The organism is Streptomyces endophyticus, from assembly GCF_035798155.1.
GTDB classification, from domain to species: domain Bacteria; phylum Actinomycetota; class Actinomycetes; order Streptomycetales; family Streptomycetaceae; genus Streptomyces; species Streptomyces endophyticus.
Window position 1 is genome coordinate 1 of record NZ_JAOZYC010000191.1, and the last position, 17,164, is coordinate 17,164.

12 protein-coding genes are annotated in these 17,164 nt (G+C 70.7%); 9 read left to right on the plus strand and 3 right to left on the minus strand.

Translation table 11 applies throughout. From position 1 onward, the window contains the following. The first annotated feature begins 132 nt into the window (after positions 1 to 132). Positions 133 to 492, plus strand: a complete 360-nt coding sequence (locus OKJ99_RS38345; protein ID WP_407700845.1) for an Rv3654c family TadE-like protein — start codon at positions 133 to 135, stop codon at positions 490 to 492. 42 nt (positions 493 to 534) lie between these two features. On the opposite strand, the gene OKJ99_RS38350 is transcribed toward OKJ99_RS38345, so the two are convergent. Then, positions 535 to 2,991 carry a DEAD/DEAH box helicase gene (locus OKJ99_RS38350; protein ID WP_326023048.1) on the minus strand — a complete coding sequence of 819 codons (2,457 nt, stop codon included), beginning with the start codon at positions 2,989 to 2,991 and terminating at the stop codon, positions 535 to 537. A gap of 82 nt (positions 2,992 to 3,073) precedes the next feature. Here OKJ99_RS38350 and bldG point away from each other — a divergent pair, with 82 nt between their 5' ends. The 6 genes from bldG (at position 3,074) to OKJ99_RS38380 (ending at position 9,498) form a co-directional block, all read left to right on the plus strand. Beyond that, a complete protein-coding gene (gene bldG, locus OKJ99_RS38355) occupies positions 3,074 to 3,415 on the plus strand; it encodes an anti-sigma factor antagonist BldG (RefSeq protein ID WP_326023049.1) in 342 nt (113 codons plus the stop codon). A gap of 114 nt (positions 3,416 to 3,529) precedes the next feature. Next, positions 3,530 to 3,964 (plus strand): ATP-binding protein, encoded by a 435-nt coding sequence (locus tag OKJ99_RS38360; RefSeq protein WP_326023050.1) that lies wholly within the window; start codon positions 3,530 to 3,532, stop codon positions 3,962 to 3,964. Positions 3,965 to 4,255: 291 nt separating this feature from the next. Continuing rightward, a complete protein-coding gene (locus OKJ99_RS38365; protein ID WP_326023051.1) occupies positions 4,256 to 6,667 on the plus strand; it encodes a sodium-translocating pyrophosphatase in 2,412 nt (803 codons plus the stop codon). A gap of 252 nt (positions 6,668 to 6,919) precedes the next feature. Beyond that, the gene (locus OKJ99_RS38370) at positions 6,920 to 7,501 is read left to right on the plus strand and encodes a small secreted protein (protein WP_326023052.1); all 582 of its coding nucleotides are present in this window, start codon (positions 6,920 to 6,922) and stop codon (positions 7,499 to 7,501) included. A gap of 154 nt (positions 7,502 to 7,655) precedes the next feature. After that, entirely contained in the window at positions 7,656 to 9,182 is a 1,527-nt protein-coding gene (locus tag OKJ99_RS38375) for a DUF7059 domain-containing protein (RefSeq protein ID WP_326023053.1), read from the plus strand. Positions 9,183 to 9,300: 118 nt separating this feature from the next. After that, on the plus strand, positions 9,301 to 9,498 hold the full coding sequence (locus OKJ99_RS38380; protein ID WP_326023054.1) for a hypothetical protein: 198 nt from the start codon (positions 9,301 to 9,303) through the stop codon (positions 9,496 to 9,498). Positions 9,499 to 9,588: 90 nt separating this feature from the next. On the opposite strand, the gene OKJ99_RS38385 is transcribed toward OKJ99_RS38380, so the two are convergent. Together OKJ99_RS38385 and OKJ99_RS38390 are read right to left on the minus strand one after the other, a co-directional pair. Beyond that, positions 9,589 to 10,005, minus strand: coding sequence for a DUF2752 domain-containing protein (locus OKJ99_RS38385; protein ID WP_326023055.1), 417 nt, complete (start codon positions 10,003 to 10,005; stop codon positions 9,589 to 9,591). Between the two features lie 3 nt (positions 10,006 to 10,008). Beyond that, entirely contained in the window at positions 10,009 to 10,641 is a 633-nt protein-coding gene (locus tag OKJ99_RS38390; protein WP_326023056.1) for a TM2 domain-containing protein, read from the minus strand. Positions 10,642 to 11,028: 387 nt separating this feature from the next. Here OKJ99_RS38390 and topA point away from each other — a divergent pair, with 387 nt between their 5' ends. Further along, positions 11,029 to 13,860 carry a type I DNA topoisomerase gene (gene topA, locus OKJ99_RS38395; RefSeq protein ID WP_326023057.1) on the plus strand — a complete coding sequence of 944 codons (2,832 nt, stop codon included), beginning with the start codon at positions 11,029 to 11,031 and terminating at the stop codon, positions 13,858 to 13,860. Positions 13,861 to 13,964: 104 nt separating this feature from the next. Continuing rightward, positions 13,965 to 17,108, plus strand: a complete 3,144-nt coding sequence (gene tmk, locus OKJ99_RS38400; RefSeq protein ID WP_326023058.1) for a dTMP kinase — start codon at positions 13,965 to 13,967, stop codon at positions 17,106 to 17,108. Positions 17,109 to 17,164: the final 56 nt, after the last annotated feature.

The window sequence follows — 17,164 nt, forward strand, 5'->3', positions numbered from 1 at the left end:
CATCGACACCATCGACACCATCGGCGAGGGACAGGACATCGTCCTCGTCGGGCACGGCTACGGTGCGTACCCGGCGGAGGAGGCGGCGTGACGGGGCGGCGTGACCGCGGGTCGGCGACCGTGTGGGTCGCGATGGCGATGGCCGCGGTGGGCGTGGTGTTCGGGGCGATTCTGGCCATGGGACAGGCGGTCGAGGCGCGGCACCGGGCGGGCTCGGCGGCCGACCTGGCGGCGCTCGCCGCGGCGGACCACTGGATGGAGGGGAGAGCGAAGGCGTGCGCGCTGGCCGTGCGGGTGGCGCGGGCGCAGGAGGCGACGGTGGTGCGCTGCGCGGTCCACGGCGAGGTGTCATTCGTGACCGCGTCGGCGGGCCACGGCACGTTCCACGCGGAGGTGAGAGCCCGCGCGGGCCCACCGGGGCCGGTGCCGGTAAATCAAGCCCCGCTCTTGGACGGGAGCCAGCGGGGTCCGGGGCGGAGCCCCGAGGCGTAGGAACGGTCGACCGCAGCAGGCCGGGGGGCCCAACGTGCCGACCTACCCCGCCGCCTCCTTCAGCAGCACCGACAGGAGACGTACCGCCCCCCGCTTGTGCAGCGGGTCGTTGCCGTTGCCGCACTTGGGGGACTGGATGCAGGAGGGGCAGCCGGCGTCGCAGTCGCAGGAGGCGATGGCCTCGCGGGTGGCGGTCAGCCACTCGCGGGCGGTGTGGAAGGCGCGTTCGGCGAAGCCCGCGCCGCCGGGATGACCGTCGTAGACGAAGACCGTGGGGAGGAGCGTGTCCGGATGGAGTGGCATCGAGACGCCGCCGATGTCCCAGCGGTCGCACGTGGCGAAGAGGGGGAGCAGGCCGATGGAGGCGTGTTCGGCGGCGTGCAGGGCGCCGCCGAGGATCTCGGGGTTGATGCGGGCGGCGTCGAGTTGGTCCTCGGTGACCGTCCACCACACGGCGCGGGTGCGCAGCGTACGGGGAGGGAGGTCGAGTTTGGTCTCGCCGAGGACTTCGCCGGTGATCAGGCGGCGGCGGAGGTAGCCGACGACCTGGTTCGTGACCTCGACCGATCCGTAGCACAACCTGCCGTCGCCCCAAGGGACTTCGACGTCGGTCTCCAGGATGGAGATGGCCGTGGTGTCGCGGGCGGTGGTCGAGTAGGTGGGGTTCGCCGTCTCGACGAGGGCGACGTTGTCGTCGAGGTCCAGCTTCTTCACCACGTACGTGCGGCCCTGGTGGAGGTGGACCGCGCCGTCGTGGACCGAGGTGTGGGCGGAGCCCGCGTCGACCGTGCCGAGCAGCCGACCCGTGCCGTCCTCGACGACCTGGACGGGGGAGCCGCCCTCGCCGCGGATGTCGGCCAGGTCCGCGGCGGACTCGCGGCGCGTCCAGTGCCAGGCCTTCGTGGCGGAGCGGCGCCGCAGCAGCTTCGCCGCCTCCAGTTGCGGAAGCAGCTCTCCGGTCGCGGGGCCGAACAGGTCCAGGTCCGGTTCGGTCAGGGGGATCTCCGCCGCCGCCGCGCACAGGTGCGGAGCCAGGACGTACGGGTTGTCCGGGTCGAGGACCGTCGACTCGACCGGCTGGTCGAAGAGGGCCTCGGGATGGTGGACCAGATACGTGTCCAGGGGGTCGTCACGGGCGACGAGGACGGCGAGTGCGCCCTGCCCCGAGCGGCCCGCACGGCCGGCCTGTTGCCACAGGGACGCCCGCGTACCGGGATAGCCGGCGATCAGTACGGCGTCCAACCCCGAGACGTCGATGCCGAGTTCGAGGGCGGTGGTGGCGGCGAGGCCGAGGAGTTCGCCGGAGTGCAGGGCCGCTTCGAGGGCGCGGCGTTCCTCGGAGAGATAGCCGCCGCGGTAGGCCGCGACCCGCCGGGCGAGCGAGCGGTCGACCTCGGCGAGCCGCTCCTGCGCGATCACCGCGATCAGCTCCGCGCCACGCCGGGAGCGTACGAAGGCGACCGAGCGCACGCCCTGGACCGCGAGGTCGGTCAGGAGGTCAGCCGTCTCGGCGGTCGCCGTGCGCCGCACCGGCGCGCCCTTCTCGCCCTGCATCTCCGTCAGCGGGGGTTCCCAGAGCGCGAAGACCAGTTCGCCGCGCGGCGAGGCGTCGTCCGCGACCTCGATGACCGGCAGACCCGTCAACCGCTGTGCGGAGACGGCTGGTTCGGCCGAGGTGGCCGAGGCCAGCAGGAAGACGGGATCGGAACCATAGCGGGCACATATGCGGCGCAGTCTTCGCAACACCTGCGCCACGTGCGAGCCGAAGACGCCGCGATACGTGTGGCACTCGTCGATCACGACGTACTTGAGCGCTTTGAAGAAGGAGGACCAGCGCGGGTGCGAGGGCAGGATGCCCCGGTGCAGCATGTCCGGGTTGGTGAGGACGTAGTTTCCGTACTGGCGGACCCACTCGCGTTCCTCGAACGGGGTGTCGCCGTCGTAGACCGCGGGACGAATCGCCGTACCGAGCGGTTGTGAAAGTTCCTTCACCGATCGGCACTGGTCCGCCGCGAGCGCCTTCGTCGGAGCGAGGTAGAGCGTGGTCGCGCCGCGCCCGTTCGGCGCCTCGGATCCGTCGAGCAGAGTCGACAGCACCGGGACCAGATAGGCGAGCGACTTGCCGGAGGCAGTGCCGGTGGCGACGACCACCGAATCGCCGTCCAGGGCGTGCTCCGCCGCGAGTGCCTGGTGGGCCCAGGGGTGCGCGATTCCGGCGGTCTGCACGGCCGCGATGACCTCGGCCCGGATCCGATCGGGCCAGACGGCATGACGGCCGGGGCGAGGGGGCAAGTGCTCCGTATGGGTGATGCGCGCAGCCCTGCTCGGACCCGAGGCGAGCCGGTCCAGGACCGCACCGGGAGAGGGGCGGTCTGGGGCGGATGCCGAGGGTCGATCGGATCGCTGATTCTTGGCCATCGGCACCGAGTGTGTCACTGGCGTGACGGACAATGCTTCCAAGGCGTCGTGCACGCCTGCCGGTAAGTGATTGAATGCCATCGCGGCTGGCGAACCGTCCCGGGGGATCAAGCCGAGGTATCCCCGAGGGGCGACCGCTCGATAGCAAGGTGCTGGAGGATCCGTGGACCTGTCCCTGTCGACCCGTACCGTCGGCGATCGTACGGTCGTCGAGGTCGGTGGCGAAATCGATGTATATACCGCGCCCAAGCTGCGCGAGCAGTTGGTCGAGCTGGTGAACGACGGCAGTTTCCACCTTGTCGTCGACATGGAGGGCGTGGACTTCCTCGACTCCACCGGGCTCGGCGTGCTGGTCGGCGGCCTGAAGCGTGTGCGTGCCCATGAGGGCTCGCTGCGCCTGGTGTGCAACCAGGAGCGCATTCTCAAGATCTTCCGTACCACCGGACTGACCAAGGTGTTCCCGATTCACACCTCGGTCGAGGAAGCCGTCTCGGCGACCGACTGATCCGGTTGATGCCGGTGGTGACACCGGTGGAGACAAGGGGATCGGGCGGCCGAGGCCGGCCGATCCCCGGAGAACGCCCGTACAACCGTGGGCCCGTCTGTCCGAGGGGGATGCATGGCCACTGTCGAACTCCGCTTCAGCCCTCTGCCCGAGCACGTCAGGACGGCCCGCCTGGTGGCGGCCGCCGTGGCGCGCCGGGCGGGCGTGGACGAGGCCGTGCTCGACGAGGTCAGGCTCGCCGTCGGTGAAGCCTGCAGCCGAGCGGTCGGGCTGCACCAGAGCGGCGGCATCTCGGCGCCGGTGCGGGTGGCCCTGATCGAGGAGGAGAAGCAGTTCTCCATCGAGGTCGGTGACGAAGCGCCGCGTACGGTGCCACCGTCGGCCGCGGCCGACGGTCCGGGTTCCGCCGGCGATCTGGAGGCCGAGGGTGAGGACGAGATGGGTCTCGCCGTCATCAGCGGCCTCGTGGACGATGTCGAGGTCACCGCGGACACGGACGGCGGACTCATTCGGATGAGTTGGCCGACCCTGCCGGCGACGCTTCCGTAGCGCGCCGAGCGCTCCGCGCGCTGCCCGGAGATCTTTCGAAGAGGCCCGGATCACCAGACGGTGATCCGGGCCTCTTCGGTATTTCCTGAGGTCGATCAACCAATCGGCCAATAAAGGATCTTCGCTAATGCCTTCAGGGGGTTAGTAATTCCGCCGCTGCCTGCTGGGCGAGGTTCACCGAACATTTGCTGGGTAGGAAACAATTCCGTTTGCCGCGCCCTGTTTTGATCAGGGTCCGCTCCCTACAATCCGTCCACATCTTGAGCTCAGTCCAAGCGTCAAGGAGGACGAATGGCGGAGCCCTCTACCCCTGCTACGTTCGCAGCCGCAGTTCTGACCGACGACAACAGATTGATCGTCGTCGTCATCGCCGTCGTCGCGCTCGCGGCGCTCGCCGTCGCCGGAGTCCTGGTGCGCCAGGTGCTCGCGGCCGGTGAGGGCACGGACTCGATGAAGGAGATCGCGGGCGCGGTCCAGGAAGGCGCGAACGCCTATCTGGGCCGACAACTACGGACCCTCGGCGTATTCGCCGTCGTGGTGTTCTTCCTGCTCATGCTGCTTCCGGCGGACGACTGGAATCAGCGCACGGGCCGGTCGATCTTCTTCTTGATCGGCGCGGTGTTCTCGGCCGTCACCGGCTATATCGGAATGTGGCTCGCGGTGCGCAGCAATGTGCGCGTCGCCGCCGCCGCACGAGAAGCGACCCCGGCCGAAGGCGAGCCGGAAAAGGATCTCACCACCGTTTCGCACCACGCCATGAAGATCGCTTTCCGTACGGGCGGCGTCGTCGGCATGTTCACGGTGGGACTCGGCCTGCTCGGCGCCTCCTGCGTCGTGCTCGTCTACGCGGCCGACGCGCCCAAGGTCCTGGAGGGCTTCGGGCTCGGCGCCGCGCTGATCGCGATGTTCATGCGTGTCGGAGGCGGCATCTTCACCAAGGCCGCCGACGTCGGCGCCGACCTGGTCGGCAAGGTCGAGAAGGGCATTCCGGAGGACGATCCGCGCAATGCCGCGACCATCGCCGACAACGTGGGCGACAACGTCGGAGACTGCGCGGGAATGGCCGCCGACCTCTTCGAGTCGTACGCCGTCACGCTGGTCGCCGCGCTGATCCTCGGCAAGGCCGCCTTCGGTGACGCCGGTCTGGCGTTCCCGCTGATCGTGCCCGCGATCGGGGTCGTCACGGCGATGATCGGCATCTTCGCCGTCGCGCCGCGCCGCTCCGACCGCTCCGGGATGAGCGCCATCAACCGCGGGTTCTTCATCTCCGCGGCGATCTCGATCGTGCTCGTCGCCATCGCCGTCTTCATCTATCTGCCGGGGACGTACGCCGACCTGGACGGTGTCACGGACGCGGCGATCAGCGGCAAGGCGGGCGACCCGCGGGTCCTCGCGGTCGTCGCCGTGGCGATCGGCATCGTGCTCGCGGCCCTCATCCAGCAGCTCACCGGCTACTTCACCGAGACGAGCAGGCGACCGGTCAAGGACATCGGCAAGTCGTCGCTGACCGGCGCGGCGACCGTCGTGCTCGCCGGCATCTCCATCGGCCTCGAGTCGGCCGTCTACACGGCGGTGCTGATCGGGCTCGGCGTGTACGGGGCGTTCCTGCTCGGCGGTACGTCGATCATGCTCGCCCTGTTCGCGGTCGCCCTGGCCGGCACGGGGCTGCTCACCACGGTCGGCGTCATCGTCGCCATGGACACCTTCGGTCCTGTCTCCGACAACGCGCAGGGCATCGCCGAGATGTCCGGTGACGTCGAGGGCGCGGGCGCGCAGGTGCTCACCGACCTGGACGCCGTCGGCAACACGACGAAGGCCATCACCAAGGGCATCGCCATCGCGACCGCCGTGCTCGCGGCCGCCGCCCTGTTCGGCTCGTACCGGGACGCGATCCTCACAGCGGCCAGAGACGTCGGCGAGAAGGTCGGCGAGGGCGGGCCGATGAACCTGGTCATGGACATCTCGCAGCCCAACAACCTGGTGGGGCTCATCGCCGGAGCCGCGGTGGTGTTCCTCTTCTCCGGGCTCGCCATCAACGCCGTCTCGCGGTCGGCGGGTTCGGTGGTCTACGAGGTGCGCAGGCAGTTCCGCGAGCACCCCGGGATCATGGACTACACGGAGAAGCCGGAGTACGGACGCGTAGTCGACATCTGTACGAAGGACGCGCTGCGGGAGCTCGCCACGCCCGGGCTGCTCGCCGTCATGGCGCCGATCGCGGTCGGCTTCACGCTCGGCGTGGGCGCGCTCGGCGCGTATCTCGCGGGGGCGATCGGGACGGGCACGCTGATGGCCGTCTTCCTCGCCAACTCGGGCGGCGCGTGGGACAACGCCAAGAAGCTCGTCGAGGACGGGCACCACGGCGGCAAGGGCAGCGAGGCGCACGCGGCGACGGTCATCGGCGACACGGTCGGCGACCCCTTCAAGGACACCGCGGGCCCCGCCATCAACCCGCTCCTGAAGGTGATGAACCTCGTGGCGCTGCTCATCGCGCCCGCGATCGTCAAGTTCAGCTACGGCGACGACGCGAGCGTGGGCGTGCGGGTCGGGGCCGCAGTCGTGTCGCTCGCCGTGATCATCGGTGCCGTGTACATGTCCAAGCGGCGTGGCATCGCGGTCGGCGGGGACGAGGACGGCGAGGCGGAAGGGGCCGGACGGGTGCCGGAACAGTCCGACCCCGCCGTGGTCTCCACGACACGTACGTGAGGAACCTGCGTACATGACCTGAGCGCACGTCAATGTGACAACGGGTGGGCGGACAGCGTCTTTTGACGGCCTGTCCGCCCATCCGTGTGTTCTGACGTAGTTTTTTTACGCCTGTGGGGTGTGCCCTTCCGGTTTCAGTGAGCCTTATCTCTCCTGGTGCAAATGGCTGCTAAAGGTCAATAAAGTGGTCGTATAGGACGCCCGGCGTGCGATTGTCGTGTGCGTGGCGTGTAAGTTCCGGGGCCGAGAGCCATGGAAGGGACCAATCCGGTGAACAAGAAGCTTGCTGCCGCACTGTCCGGCGGTGCGGTACTGGTACTGGCGTTGTCGGGCTGCAGCGACGACAGCAACGAAAAGCTGGACTCCTGGGCCAAGCAGGTCTGCGACAAGGTCCAGCCGCAGGCCAAGAAGATCGAGGCCGCGAACACCGCGATCCAGAAGGAGACCTCGGACAACAGCGAACCCGAGCAGGTCCAGCAGACCGACTCGCAGGCGTTCCAGGACATGTCCGACGCGTACAAGGCGATCGGTGACGCGGTCGACAAGGCCGGGGCCCCGCCGGTCGACGGCGGTGACAAGAAGCAGCAGAACGCCGTCAAGGAACTGGACAAGATCTCGACGTCGTACGCCGACCTGAAGAAGAAGGTCGACAAGCTCGACACGGGCGACCAGGCAAAGTTCGCCGACGGGCTCAAGGACATCGCCGGCCAGCTCGACACGCTGAGTCAGGACGGCAGCGACGCGCTCAAGAACCTTGAGGAGGGGGACGTGGGCAAGGCGATGGCGAAGCAGGAGAGCTGCAAGAGCGCTTCCGCTACGCCTTCGGGGTCCTAGGCCTCACGTTTTCTTCTGCGCCCCCGGAGTTGCGCCATTGCTGCGCTGCACCGGGGGCGGCGTCGTGTTTGCGTCGCGCCGCACCGGGGGCTGTGCCCACCCGTTCCGCCGTGCGGAACGCCTGCCCACAGCTGTGGAGCGTCACAATGGGGGGGTGAGTTCTTCCGGTTTTGTATCGCTGCCCGCCGTTGACCGCGCCGATGTCGCTCAGGACCTGCGCGACGCGCTTGTTTCTGCCGAGTTCACTGCCGATGGGCTGCTCGAACTGCTCGGGGCGTCCGCCTACGCGGCGCTCGCGCGCAGCGAGACCGTGCCCGCCCTGCGGGCCACCCGGGGCGAGCGGCCCCTGGAGACGCTCGTACGGCTCTTCCTGTTGCAGCAGCCCGCGCCGCGCGAGCGCGTGGCCGAGGTGCTGCCGCTCGACGCGTGCCTGGAGAGCGGGTGGCTGCGGGCCGTCGGGGGCGACGAGGTCGCCGCGAGCGTCGACGTACGCCCGTATGGCGGTCCCGAGGGCGAGGACTGGTTCATCGTGTCCGACCTCGGGTGCGCGGTCGGGGGCGCCGGAGGCATCGGCAGCAGCCAGGAAGGCGTCGTGCTCGGCGTCGGCGGAGCGTCCACGACGCTCGCCGGGATCACCGTGCGTACGCCCGTCGGATCGGCCCTCGACCTCGGCACCGGATCCGGGATCCAGGCGCTGCACGCGGCGCGCCACGCCACGCGGGTCACCGCGACCGATCTCAACCCGCGTGCGCTGCACATGACCGCGCTGACCCTCGCCCTGTCGGGCGCGCAGGACGCCGAGCTGCGGGAGGGTTCGCTGTACGAGCCCGTGGGCGACGCCACGTACGACCTGGTCGTCTCCAACCCGCCGTTCGTGATCTCCCCGGGAGCCCGCCTCACGTACCGGGACGGCGGCATGAGCGGGGACGATCTGTGCCGCTCGGTCGTTCAGGGGGCAGGGGAGCACCTGAACGAGGGGGGATACGCGCAGTTCCTGGCCAACTGGCAGCACGTGGAGGGGGAGGAGTGGACCGAGCGGCTGCGCTCCTGGGTGCCGCGCGGCTGTGACGCCTGGATCGTGCAGCGCGAGGTCCAGGACGTCGCGCAGTACGCCGAGTTGTGGCTCCGTGACGCCGGTGACCACCGCGGCGATCCCGCCGAGTACGCGACGCGGTACGACGCCTGGCTCGACGAGTTCGAGGCGCGCAAGGTGCGGGCCGTCGGCTTCGGTTGGATCACGCTCAGGAAGACCGCTTCCGAAGAGCCCTCGATCGTCGTCGAGGAGTGGCCGCACCCCGTCGAGCAGCCGCTCGGTGACACCGTGCGCGCGCACTTCGAGCGGGTCGCCTGGCTGCGGGCGCACGACGACGCGGCGCTGCTCGGCGCGCACTTCAAGCTGTCCGGTGAAGTCGTGCAGGAGCAGGTCGGGTTGCCGGGCGCCGAGGACCCGGAGCACGTCGTGCTGCGGCAGGGGCGAGGGATGCGCCGCGCGACGAAGGTGGACACGGTCGGTGCCGGGTTCGCGGGCGTCTGCGACGGGTCGCTGAGCGCCGGGACGATCCTGGACGCCATCGCCCAACTCATGGGCGAGGACCCGGTGTCGCTGCGCGACCGCACGCCCGCGCAGATCCGCACGCTGGTCGAGCAGGGGTTCCTGGAGCCGTTCACACCCGTCGGCTGAAGCCGGTCGACCGCGCTTCTCCTTGTGGCGCCCGGGAGTTCACCGGGGGTTCGGCTTCCCGTGTCAGCGTCGCCCGCCTGAGTACCGGAATCGGTCCGTAGGTGGGGGAGGCAAGGCGATGGAGAGTGTTCCCGCGGTGTTCGCAGGCGCGGTGTTTGGATTGTTCGGGGCGGGCCTGTTGGCGTGGACCGGGGCGCGCGCGGCGCACCGTGAGCCGGTGGCGTACGGGGCGCGCCCTGTGACGTCGGTGGTGATCGCGGGGGCGGCCGGGGCGGGCGCCCTGGCGCTCGCCGTGTGGTGCTTCGGTCAGATCTAGAGCCGACTCAACTGGGCGCCGCCCAGAAGCGGTTCGTAAGCCGGAGCAGGAAGCGGTTCGGAAGCGGAGCGGGAGCTGCCCGGAGGCGGCTCAGAGCGCGTTGCGCAGCACCGCCCAGACCAGCGCCCCGACCAGGATCGCGGCCGCGCCGCGACCCCCGATCGGCGGCGACCAGCGGCGGCCGCGCAGCCCCTCGTACGCCCAACGCCCCAACAGGGCAAGGGCGAAGGGGGCGGCGAGCAGCAGCGCGCCGTTGTCGTGCCAGGCCATGACGTACTGACCGTGCATCAGGTCGTAGACCATCCGCGTTCCGCCGCACGCCGGGCAGAGCAGCCCCGTGGCGAACCGGAAGGGGCAGCCAGGCAGGGCGTGGCCCGGCTCGTGCGGGTCCGTGCCGTACAGATACAGCGCGGCGACGGCCCCCGCCGCGAGCACCCCGAGCGGGGCCGCCGCAGGGGCGCTGAGCGCGCTCCTGAGGCGAGCCGTGGGGGACGCGGCGTGGGGCACGGGTCAGGAGTCCCGCAGCAGGCGGCCCTGGGAGTCGGTGGCGTTGCCGCCGGCGAGCATCATGATGCCGTCGATCAGGCCCCAGATGCCGCCGAGTCCGCAGGTCACCACGGACACGATGAGCATGGTGACGGCCATGCCGGTGTGCCCGGTGTAGAAGCGGCCCGCGCCGAACGAGCCGAGGAAGATGCCGAGGAGACCCGCGGCGAGCTTCGTCTTGTCCGAGTACGGACGGCCGTACGGGTCGTAGCCGTAGGGCGCGGCCGGGTCGTAGGGCATGCCCATGCCGGGGCCCATGTTCGGGGCACCCATGCCGGGGCCCGGCGGGGGCGGGTACGCGCCGCCGCCGGCCGGGGCGGAGCCGGGATAGGGGTAGCCGTAGCTGGGCTGACCGGGCTGACCGGGCTGGCCCTGCGGCGGACCGGGCTGACCGGGGGGCGGCGTGCCGTAGCCGGGCTGGCCCTGGGGCTGGCCGGGCTGACCGGGCTGACCGGGAGGCGGCGTGCCGTAGCCGGGCTGCGAGCCCTGCTGCGGGTAGCCGTACGGCTGGCCGGGCTGGTCCGCCGGGGGCTGGTTGTACGGGTTCCCGCCCGACTGGTCCTTGGGGGGCTGGCCGTACGGATTGTTGTCGGACATGTGGGGAAACTCCTGGATAGTGATGCCTTGGGGACGAGCCGGAGGCTCCCCGCGGGCTCCCCCAGCCATGCGCCATCTTGTCAGGAAGGGATAAACGGGCGAGTCCGAGGGCACGGGACCGCTACGGAATAGGGACGTTTGCCACAGGAGTCCGGCCCACGAGGTGTGGACGCGGGGACCCGGAGGCCAGGCGTCCTCTCGCCGGTCCGGGGGCAGGATCACGAGGAGTCGGGTTACCGTTCCGAGTGGCTGCTGCGTGCTTTTCCCGTTTGACACACCGGCGGGAGGTACCGTCACACTCCGCAGCAGTGCCGTGGAAACGGCACGATCCCGCGGGAGAAAGCCATCGATACGGCCCCGAACCGCCGACCGGAGAGAAGAGCGAAGTTGTCCCCGACCAGCGAGACCGCACAGGGCGGCCGCCGACTCGTCATCGTCGAGTCGCCCGCCAAGGCGAAGACGATCAAGGGCTATCTCGGCCCCGGATACGTCGTCGAAGCGAGCGTCGGGCACATCCGCGACCTCCCCAACGGCGCGGCCGAGGTCCCCGAGAAGTACACCGGTGAGGTGCGCCGCCTCGGAGTGGACGTCGAGAACGACTTCCAGCCCATCTATGTCGTCAACAGCGACAAGAAGGCGCAGGTCAAGAAGCTCAAGGACCTCATGAAGGAGTCCGACGAGCTCTTCCTCGCCACCGATGAGGACCGCGAGGGCGAAGCCATCGCGTGGCACCTCCAGGAAGTCCTCAAGCCGAAGATCCCGGTTCACCGGATGGTCTTCCACGAGATCACCAAGGACGCGATCCGGGCCGCCGTCGCGAACCCCCGCGAGCTGAACAAGAAGCTGGTCGACGCCCAGGAGACCCGCCGTATCCTCGACCGCCTCTACGGCTACGAGGTCTCGCCGGTCCTGTGGAAGAAGGTCATGCCGCGCCTTTCGGCGGGCCGTGTCCAGTCCGTCGCCACCCGCCTCGTCGTCGAGCGCGAGCGCGACCGCATCGCCTTCCGCTCGGCCGAGTACTGGGACCTGACGGGCACGTTCGCGACGGGCCGCGCCGGTGATTCCTCCGACCCGTCGTCGCTGACCGCCCGCCTCAGCGCGGTCGACGGCAAGCGCATCGCGCAGGGCCGCGACTTCGACTCGCTCGGGCAGCTGAAGGCCGGTTCGGCGAACACGCTGCACCTCGACGAGACGAACGCCCGGGCGCTCGCCGCCGCCCTGGAGCAGACGCAGTTCTCCGTACGCTCCGTCGAGTCCAAGCCGTACCGCCGCTCGCCGTACGCCCCGTTCCGTACGACGACGCTGCAGCAGGAGGCCTCGCGCAAGCTGGGCTTCGGTGCGAAGGCGACCATGCAGGTCGCGCAGAAGCTGTACGAGAACGGCTTCATCACCTACATGCGTACGGACTCCACGACGCTGTCGGACACGGCCGTCGCGGCCGCCCGTGCGCAGGTCACGCAGCTGTACGGCAGCGACTACCTGCCGGACAAGCCGCGTACGTACGCCGGCAAGGTCAAGAACGCGCAGGAGGCGCACGAGGCGATCCGCCCCTCCGGCGACCGCTTCCGCACGCCCGCCGAGACCGGCCTGACCGGCGACCAGTTCAAGCTGTACGAGCTGATCTGGAAGCGCACCGTCGCCTCCCAGATGAAGGACGCGGTCGGGAACAGCGTCACGGTCAAGATCGGCGGCGCGTCCGCCGACGGCCGCGACGCCGAGTTCAGCGCGTCCGGCAAGACGATCACCTTCCACGGCTTCCTGAAGGCCTACGTGGAGGGCGCCGACGACCCGAACGCGGAGCTGGACGACCGCGAGCGCCGGCTTCCGCAGGTCGCCGAGGGCGACGGCCTGTCCGCCGAGGAGATCTCGGTCGACGGCCACGCCACCAAGCCGCCCGCGCGCTACACCGAGGCCTCGCTCGTCAAGGAGCTCGAAGAGCGCGAGATCGGCCGCCCGTCTACGTATGCGTCCATCATCGGGACCATCCTGGATCGCGGTTACGTCTTCAAGAAGGGGACGGCGCTCGTGCCCTCCTTCTTGTCGTTCGCTGTCGTCAATCTGCTGGAGAAGCACTTCGGCCGACTGGTCGACTACAGCTTCACCGCCTCCATGGAGGACGACCTCGACCGCATCGCGCGTGGCGAGGCGCAGGCCGTGCCGTGGCTGCGGCGCTTCTACTTCGGTGAGGGCTCCGACGGCCAGGGCGGCGCGGCGGACGCCGGGAACGGTGACGGCGACCACCTCGGCGGCCTCAAGGAGCTCGTGACCGACCTGGGCGCGATCGACGCCCGCGAAGTCTCGTCGTTCCCCGTGGGCAACGACATCACGCTGCGCGTCGGCCGCTACGGCCCGTACATCGAGCGCGGCGAGCGCGACTCCGAGAACCACCAGCGTGCCGACGTCCCCGAGGACCTCGCGCCCGACGAGCTGTCGGTGGAGTACGCCGAGGAGCTGCTCGCCAAGCCGAGCGGCGACTTCGAACTGGGCGCCGACCCGGAGACCGGGCGCCAGATCATCGCCAAGGACGGCCGCTACGGCCCGTACGTCACCGAGGTGCTCCCCGAGGGCACCCCGAAGACCGGGAAGAACGCGGTGAAGCCGCGGACCGCCTCGCTCTTCAAGTCCATGGCGCTCGACACGGTGACGCTGGCCGACGCCCTGAAGCTGATGTCGCTGCCGCGCGTCGTCGGCCAGGACGCCGAGGGCGTCGACATCACCGCGCAGAACGGCCGGTACGGCCCGTACCTGAAGAAGGGCACGGACTCGCGCTCCCTGGAGACCGAGGAGCAGCTCTTCAACATCACGCTGGAAGAGGCCCTGGAGATCTACTCCAAGCCGAAGCAGCGCGGGCGCGCGGCCGCCAAGCCGCCGCTGAAGGAGCTCGGCACCGACCCGGTCAGCGAGAAGCCCGTCGTGGTGAAGGACGGCCGCTTCGGCCCGTACGTCACCGATGGCGAGACCAACGCGACGCTGCGCTCGGACGACTCCGTGGAGGAGATCACGGCGGAGCGCGGGTTCGAACTGCTCGCCGAGAAGCGGGCCAAGGGTCCGGCCAAGAAGAAGACCGCGGCCAAGAAGGCGCCCGCCAAGAAGACCGCCGCGAAGAAGACGGCGGCCAAGAAGACGGCCGCCAAGAAGACGACCACGGCGAAGAAGACCGCGGCCAAGAAGACGACGACCGCGAAGACGGCCGCCAAGAAGACGGCTCCGGCGGAGTAGTCGGCGTCCCAGCGGAACGAGTGCCTCCCCGTGACGCATGCGGGGAGGCGTTCACACCGGGAACACACCTTCGGTGTGTCGGCGGGGCCCTATAGGCTGGACGAATGACCCGTGCCGAGCAGCCAACGGACCCCAACACGGCCCCGGACGACGCCCTGGTCGCGGACTCCCGAGAGCGTGCGGTGCGCGCCTTGTTGCGCGTACCTCAGTTGAAGCGACTGTGGTCCGCGCAACTCGTCGGCGGAGTCGGCGACGTGATCGGGCTGCTCGTACTCGTGGTGCTCGCGGTACAGACGGCCATCCCCGAGGAATCGTTCGGCGGTGGATACCGGGGCGTGGCCCTCGCCGTCGCCGCCGTGTTCGGGGCGCGGATCCTGTCGACGCTGCTGTTCGGCGCCGTCCTGCTCGGACCGCTGACCCAGCTGACGACGCCGGGCGGGCCGCTCGACCGGCGCTGGACCATGGTCGGTGCCGACGGAGTGCGCGCCGCGCTGCTCATCGTCGCCCCCCTGTGGATCGACTGGGTGCCGGACAACGCGCTGGCGATGCTCCTCGTGACGGCGTTCGTCGGCGGGGTCGCCGAGCGGTTCTGGACCGTCGCCAAGGCGAGCGCGGCGCCCGCGCTGCTGCCTCCGCCGCCGCTGGAGGGCGCGGCCGTCCGGCCGTTGCCCGACCACACGGACGCGCTGCGGCGGCTCTCGCTGCGCACCGGATTCGTCGCCGTGCCGCTGGGCGCGGCCGGCCTCGTCGTCGTGACCCTCGTACAGAACCTGATCGGCGCGGGCGTGGACTGGTTCGCCTCGCACCAGGTGGCGCTGTCGTCCTACGTAGGGGCGGGTCTTTTCGCCGCCTCCCTGTCGGTCGTGTTCTTCCTGGAGCTGCCCGACACGCAGACCCCGCGCGCGCGGTCGCCGCTGGAGGGGCTGCGCAGGCCCAGCTCCGGCACGGGCGTGGACAAGGGCCGCACCGGAGTGATCCGGCTGCTCGTGCTCGCCTGCTCCTGCGTGGCCGGGGCGATCTCGGCGGCCGTCGCCGTGTCCGTGCTGCACGCCAAGGACCTGGGCGGTGGCCCGGTCACGTTCGGCCTGCTCGTGCTCGGCCTGACCGGCGGCACCGTCGTCGGTATCCGCACGGCGCCCAAGGTGCTGCCGCCGCTCTCGCGGCGCCGCCTCTTCACTCTCGCCATCGCGCTCACGGGCATCGGACTGCTCGCGGCGGGCCTGGTGCCCGACGTGACGAGCGTGATCCTCCTCGTGACGTGCGCCGGGGTCACCGCGGGCATCGCGGCGAACACCGGGCACACGCTGCTCGACCAGGAGAGCGAGGACCACCGGCGGGCGCGCACGACCGAGCACCTGCAGGCCGTCGTACGTGTATGTGTCGCGCTCGGCGCGCTGCTCGCGCCGGTCCTTGCCGCGCTCATCGGGCCGCACCACCTGGAGAGCGGAAAGTTCGTCTTCGCGCACGGGGGCGCCGCGTTCACGATGATGCTCGTGGGCGCGCTGCTGCTGCCCGTCGCCGCGCTCGTGCTCGCCAAGGCCGACGACCGCAGCGGGGTGCCGCTGCGGCACGATCTGCGGGACGCCCTGCTCGGCGGGAACGACCCGGTGCAGGCCCCGGCCACGACCGGATTCTTCATCGCCCTGGAGGGCGGGGACGGCGCCGGGAAGTCGACGCAGGCCGAGGCGCTCGCGGAGTGGATCCGCGGCAAGGGCCACGAGGTGGTCGTCACGCGCGAGCCGGGCGCCACGCCGGTCGGCAAGCGGCTCCGGTCCATCCTGCTGGACGTGTCCTCCGCTGGTCTTTCCCACCGGGCCGAGGCGCTGCTCTACGCCGCCGACCGCGCGGAGCACGTCGACACGGTCGTCCGGCCCGCCCTGGAGCGCGGCGCCGTCGTCATCTCCGACCGGTACATCGACTCGTCCGTCGCCTACCAGGGCGCCGGCCGCGACCTGTCGCCGACCGAGGTCGCCCGTATCAACCGCTGGGCCACGAGCGGCCTCGTACCGAACCTGACCGTGCTGCTCGACGTCGACCCGGAGGCCGCGCGCGAGCGGTTCACCGAGGCGCCCGACCGGCTCGAGTCGGAGCCGATGGAGTTCCACACGCGCGTGCGCTCCGGTTTCCTGACGCTGGCCGCGGGCGACCCCGGTCGCTACCTGGTGGTCGACGCCGGCCAGGAGCCGGAGTCCGTCACGACCGTGATCCGGCACCGGCTCGACGTACTCCTCCCGCTCTCCGAGGCCGAGATCAAGGCGCAGGAGGAGGCCCGCAAGGCCGCCGAGGAAGAGGCGCGCCGCAAGGCCGAGGAAGAGGCCGCCCGCAAGGCGGAGGAGGAGCGCCTGGAGCGTGAGCGCCAGGAGCAGCTCGCCAAGCTCCGCGCCGAGGAGGAGGAGCGGGCGCGCCGCGAGCTGGAGGAGGCGCAGCGCCTGGAGGCCGAGCGGCAGGCCGAGGAGGCCCGGCAGCGCGCCGAGGAGGAGCGCCGCAAGGCCGAGGAGGAGCGGGCCCGCCGCAAGGCCGAGGAAGAGGTACGCGCCGCTGAGCAGGAGCGACTTCGCAAGCAGGCCGAGGACGAGGCGCGGCTTCGGGCCGAGGCCGAGGAGCGGCGCCTGGAGAAGCAGCGCAAGGCCGAAGAGGCGCTGCTGCGCGCGGAGGAGGCGCGGCGGCTCGCGGCGCAGGCCGCGGAGCAGGCGCAGCGCAGTGCGGGCGCGCCGACCGCGAACTTCCGCAAGGTCGAGCTGCCGAGTGAGGCGCCGGACGCCGGGCCGGTGGACAACGAGACGACCGTGCCGACGCCGATCGTGCGGCCCGACGCCGAAGAGACCACGGTGCTGCCGCCGGTGCGGGACGCGGAAGAGACCACGGTGTTGCCGCCGGTGCGGGACGCCGAAGAGACCACGGTGCTGCCACCGGTGCGGGACGCGCAGGACGCTGAGGAGACGACGCAGCTGCCGCAGCCGCCCGCTCCCGGCGCCGCGGATGAGACGGCGGTCCTTCCGCAGGTGTCCGAGCCGGCGGACCGGGTGCCGAGCGGTTACTTCCGCGACGAGCGGCCCGCCGGTTCAGGTCCGGACAGTCCCAACGAGCGCACGGCGGAGCTGCCGCAGGTCGACGAGAACGGCAGGCCGCGGCGGCCCCGGCCCGACTGGGCGGAGGAGACGCCGCTGGACGACCTGCCGTCGCTGGCGGACGAGCTGCTCGGTGAGCGCGGGGACGAGGACGACCGGGGCGGTCGGCGCCGCCGGTAGGCGGGGGCCGGTCTGTTTTTCAAGCCCCTCCGGCGTTTGAGGAGCGGGGCCCGGGG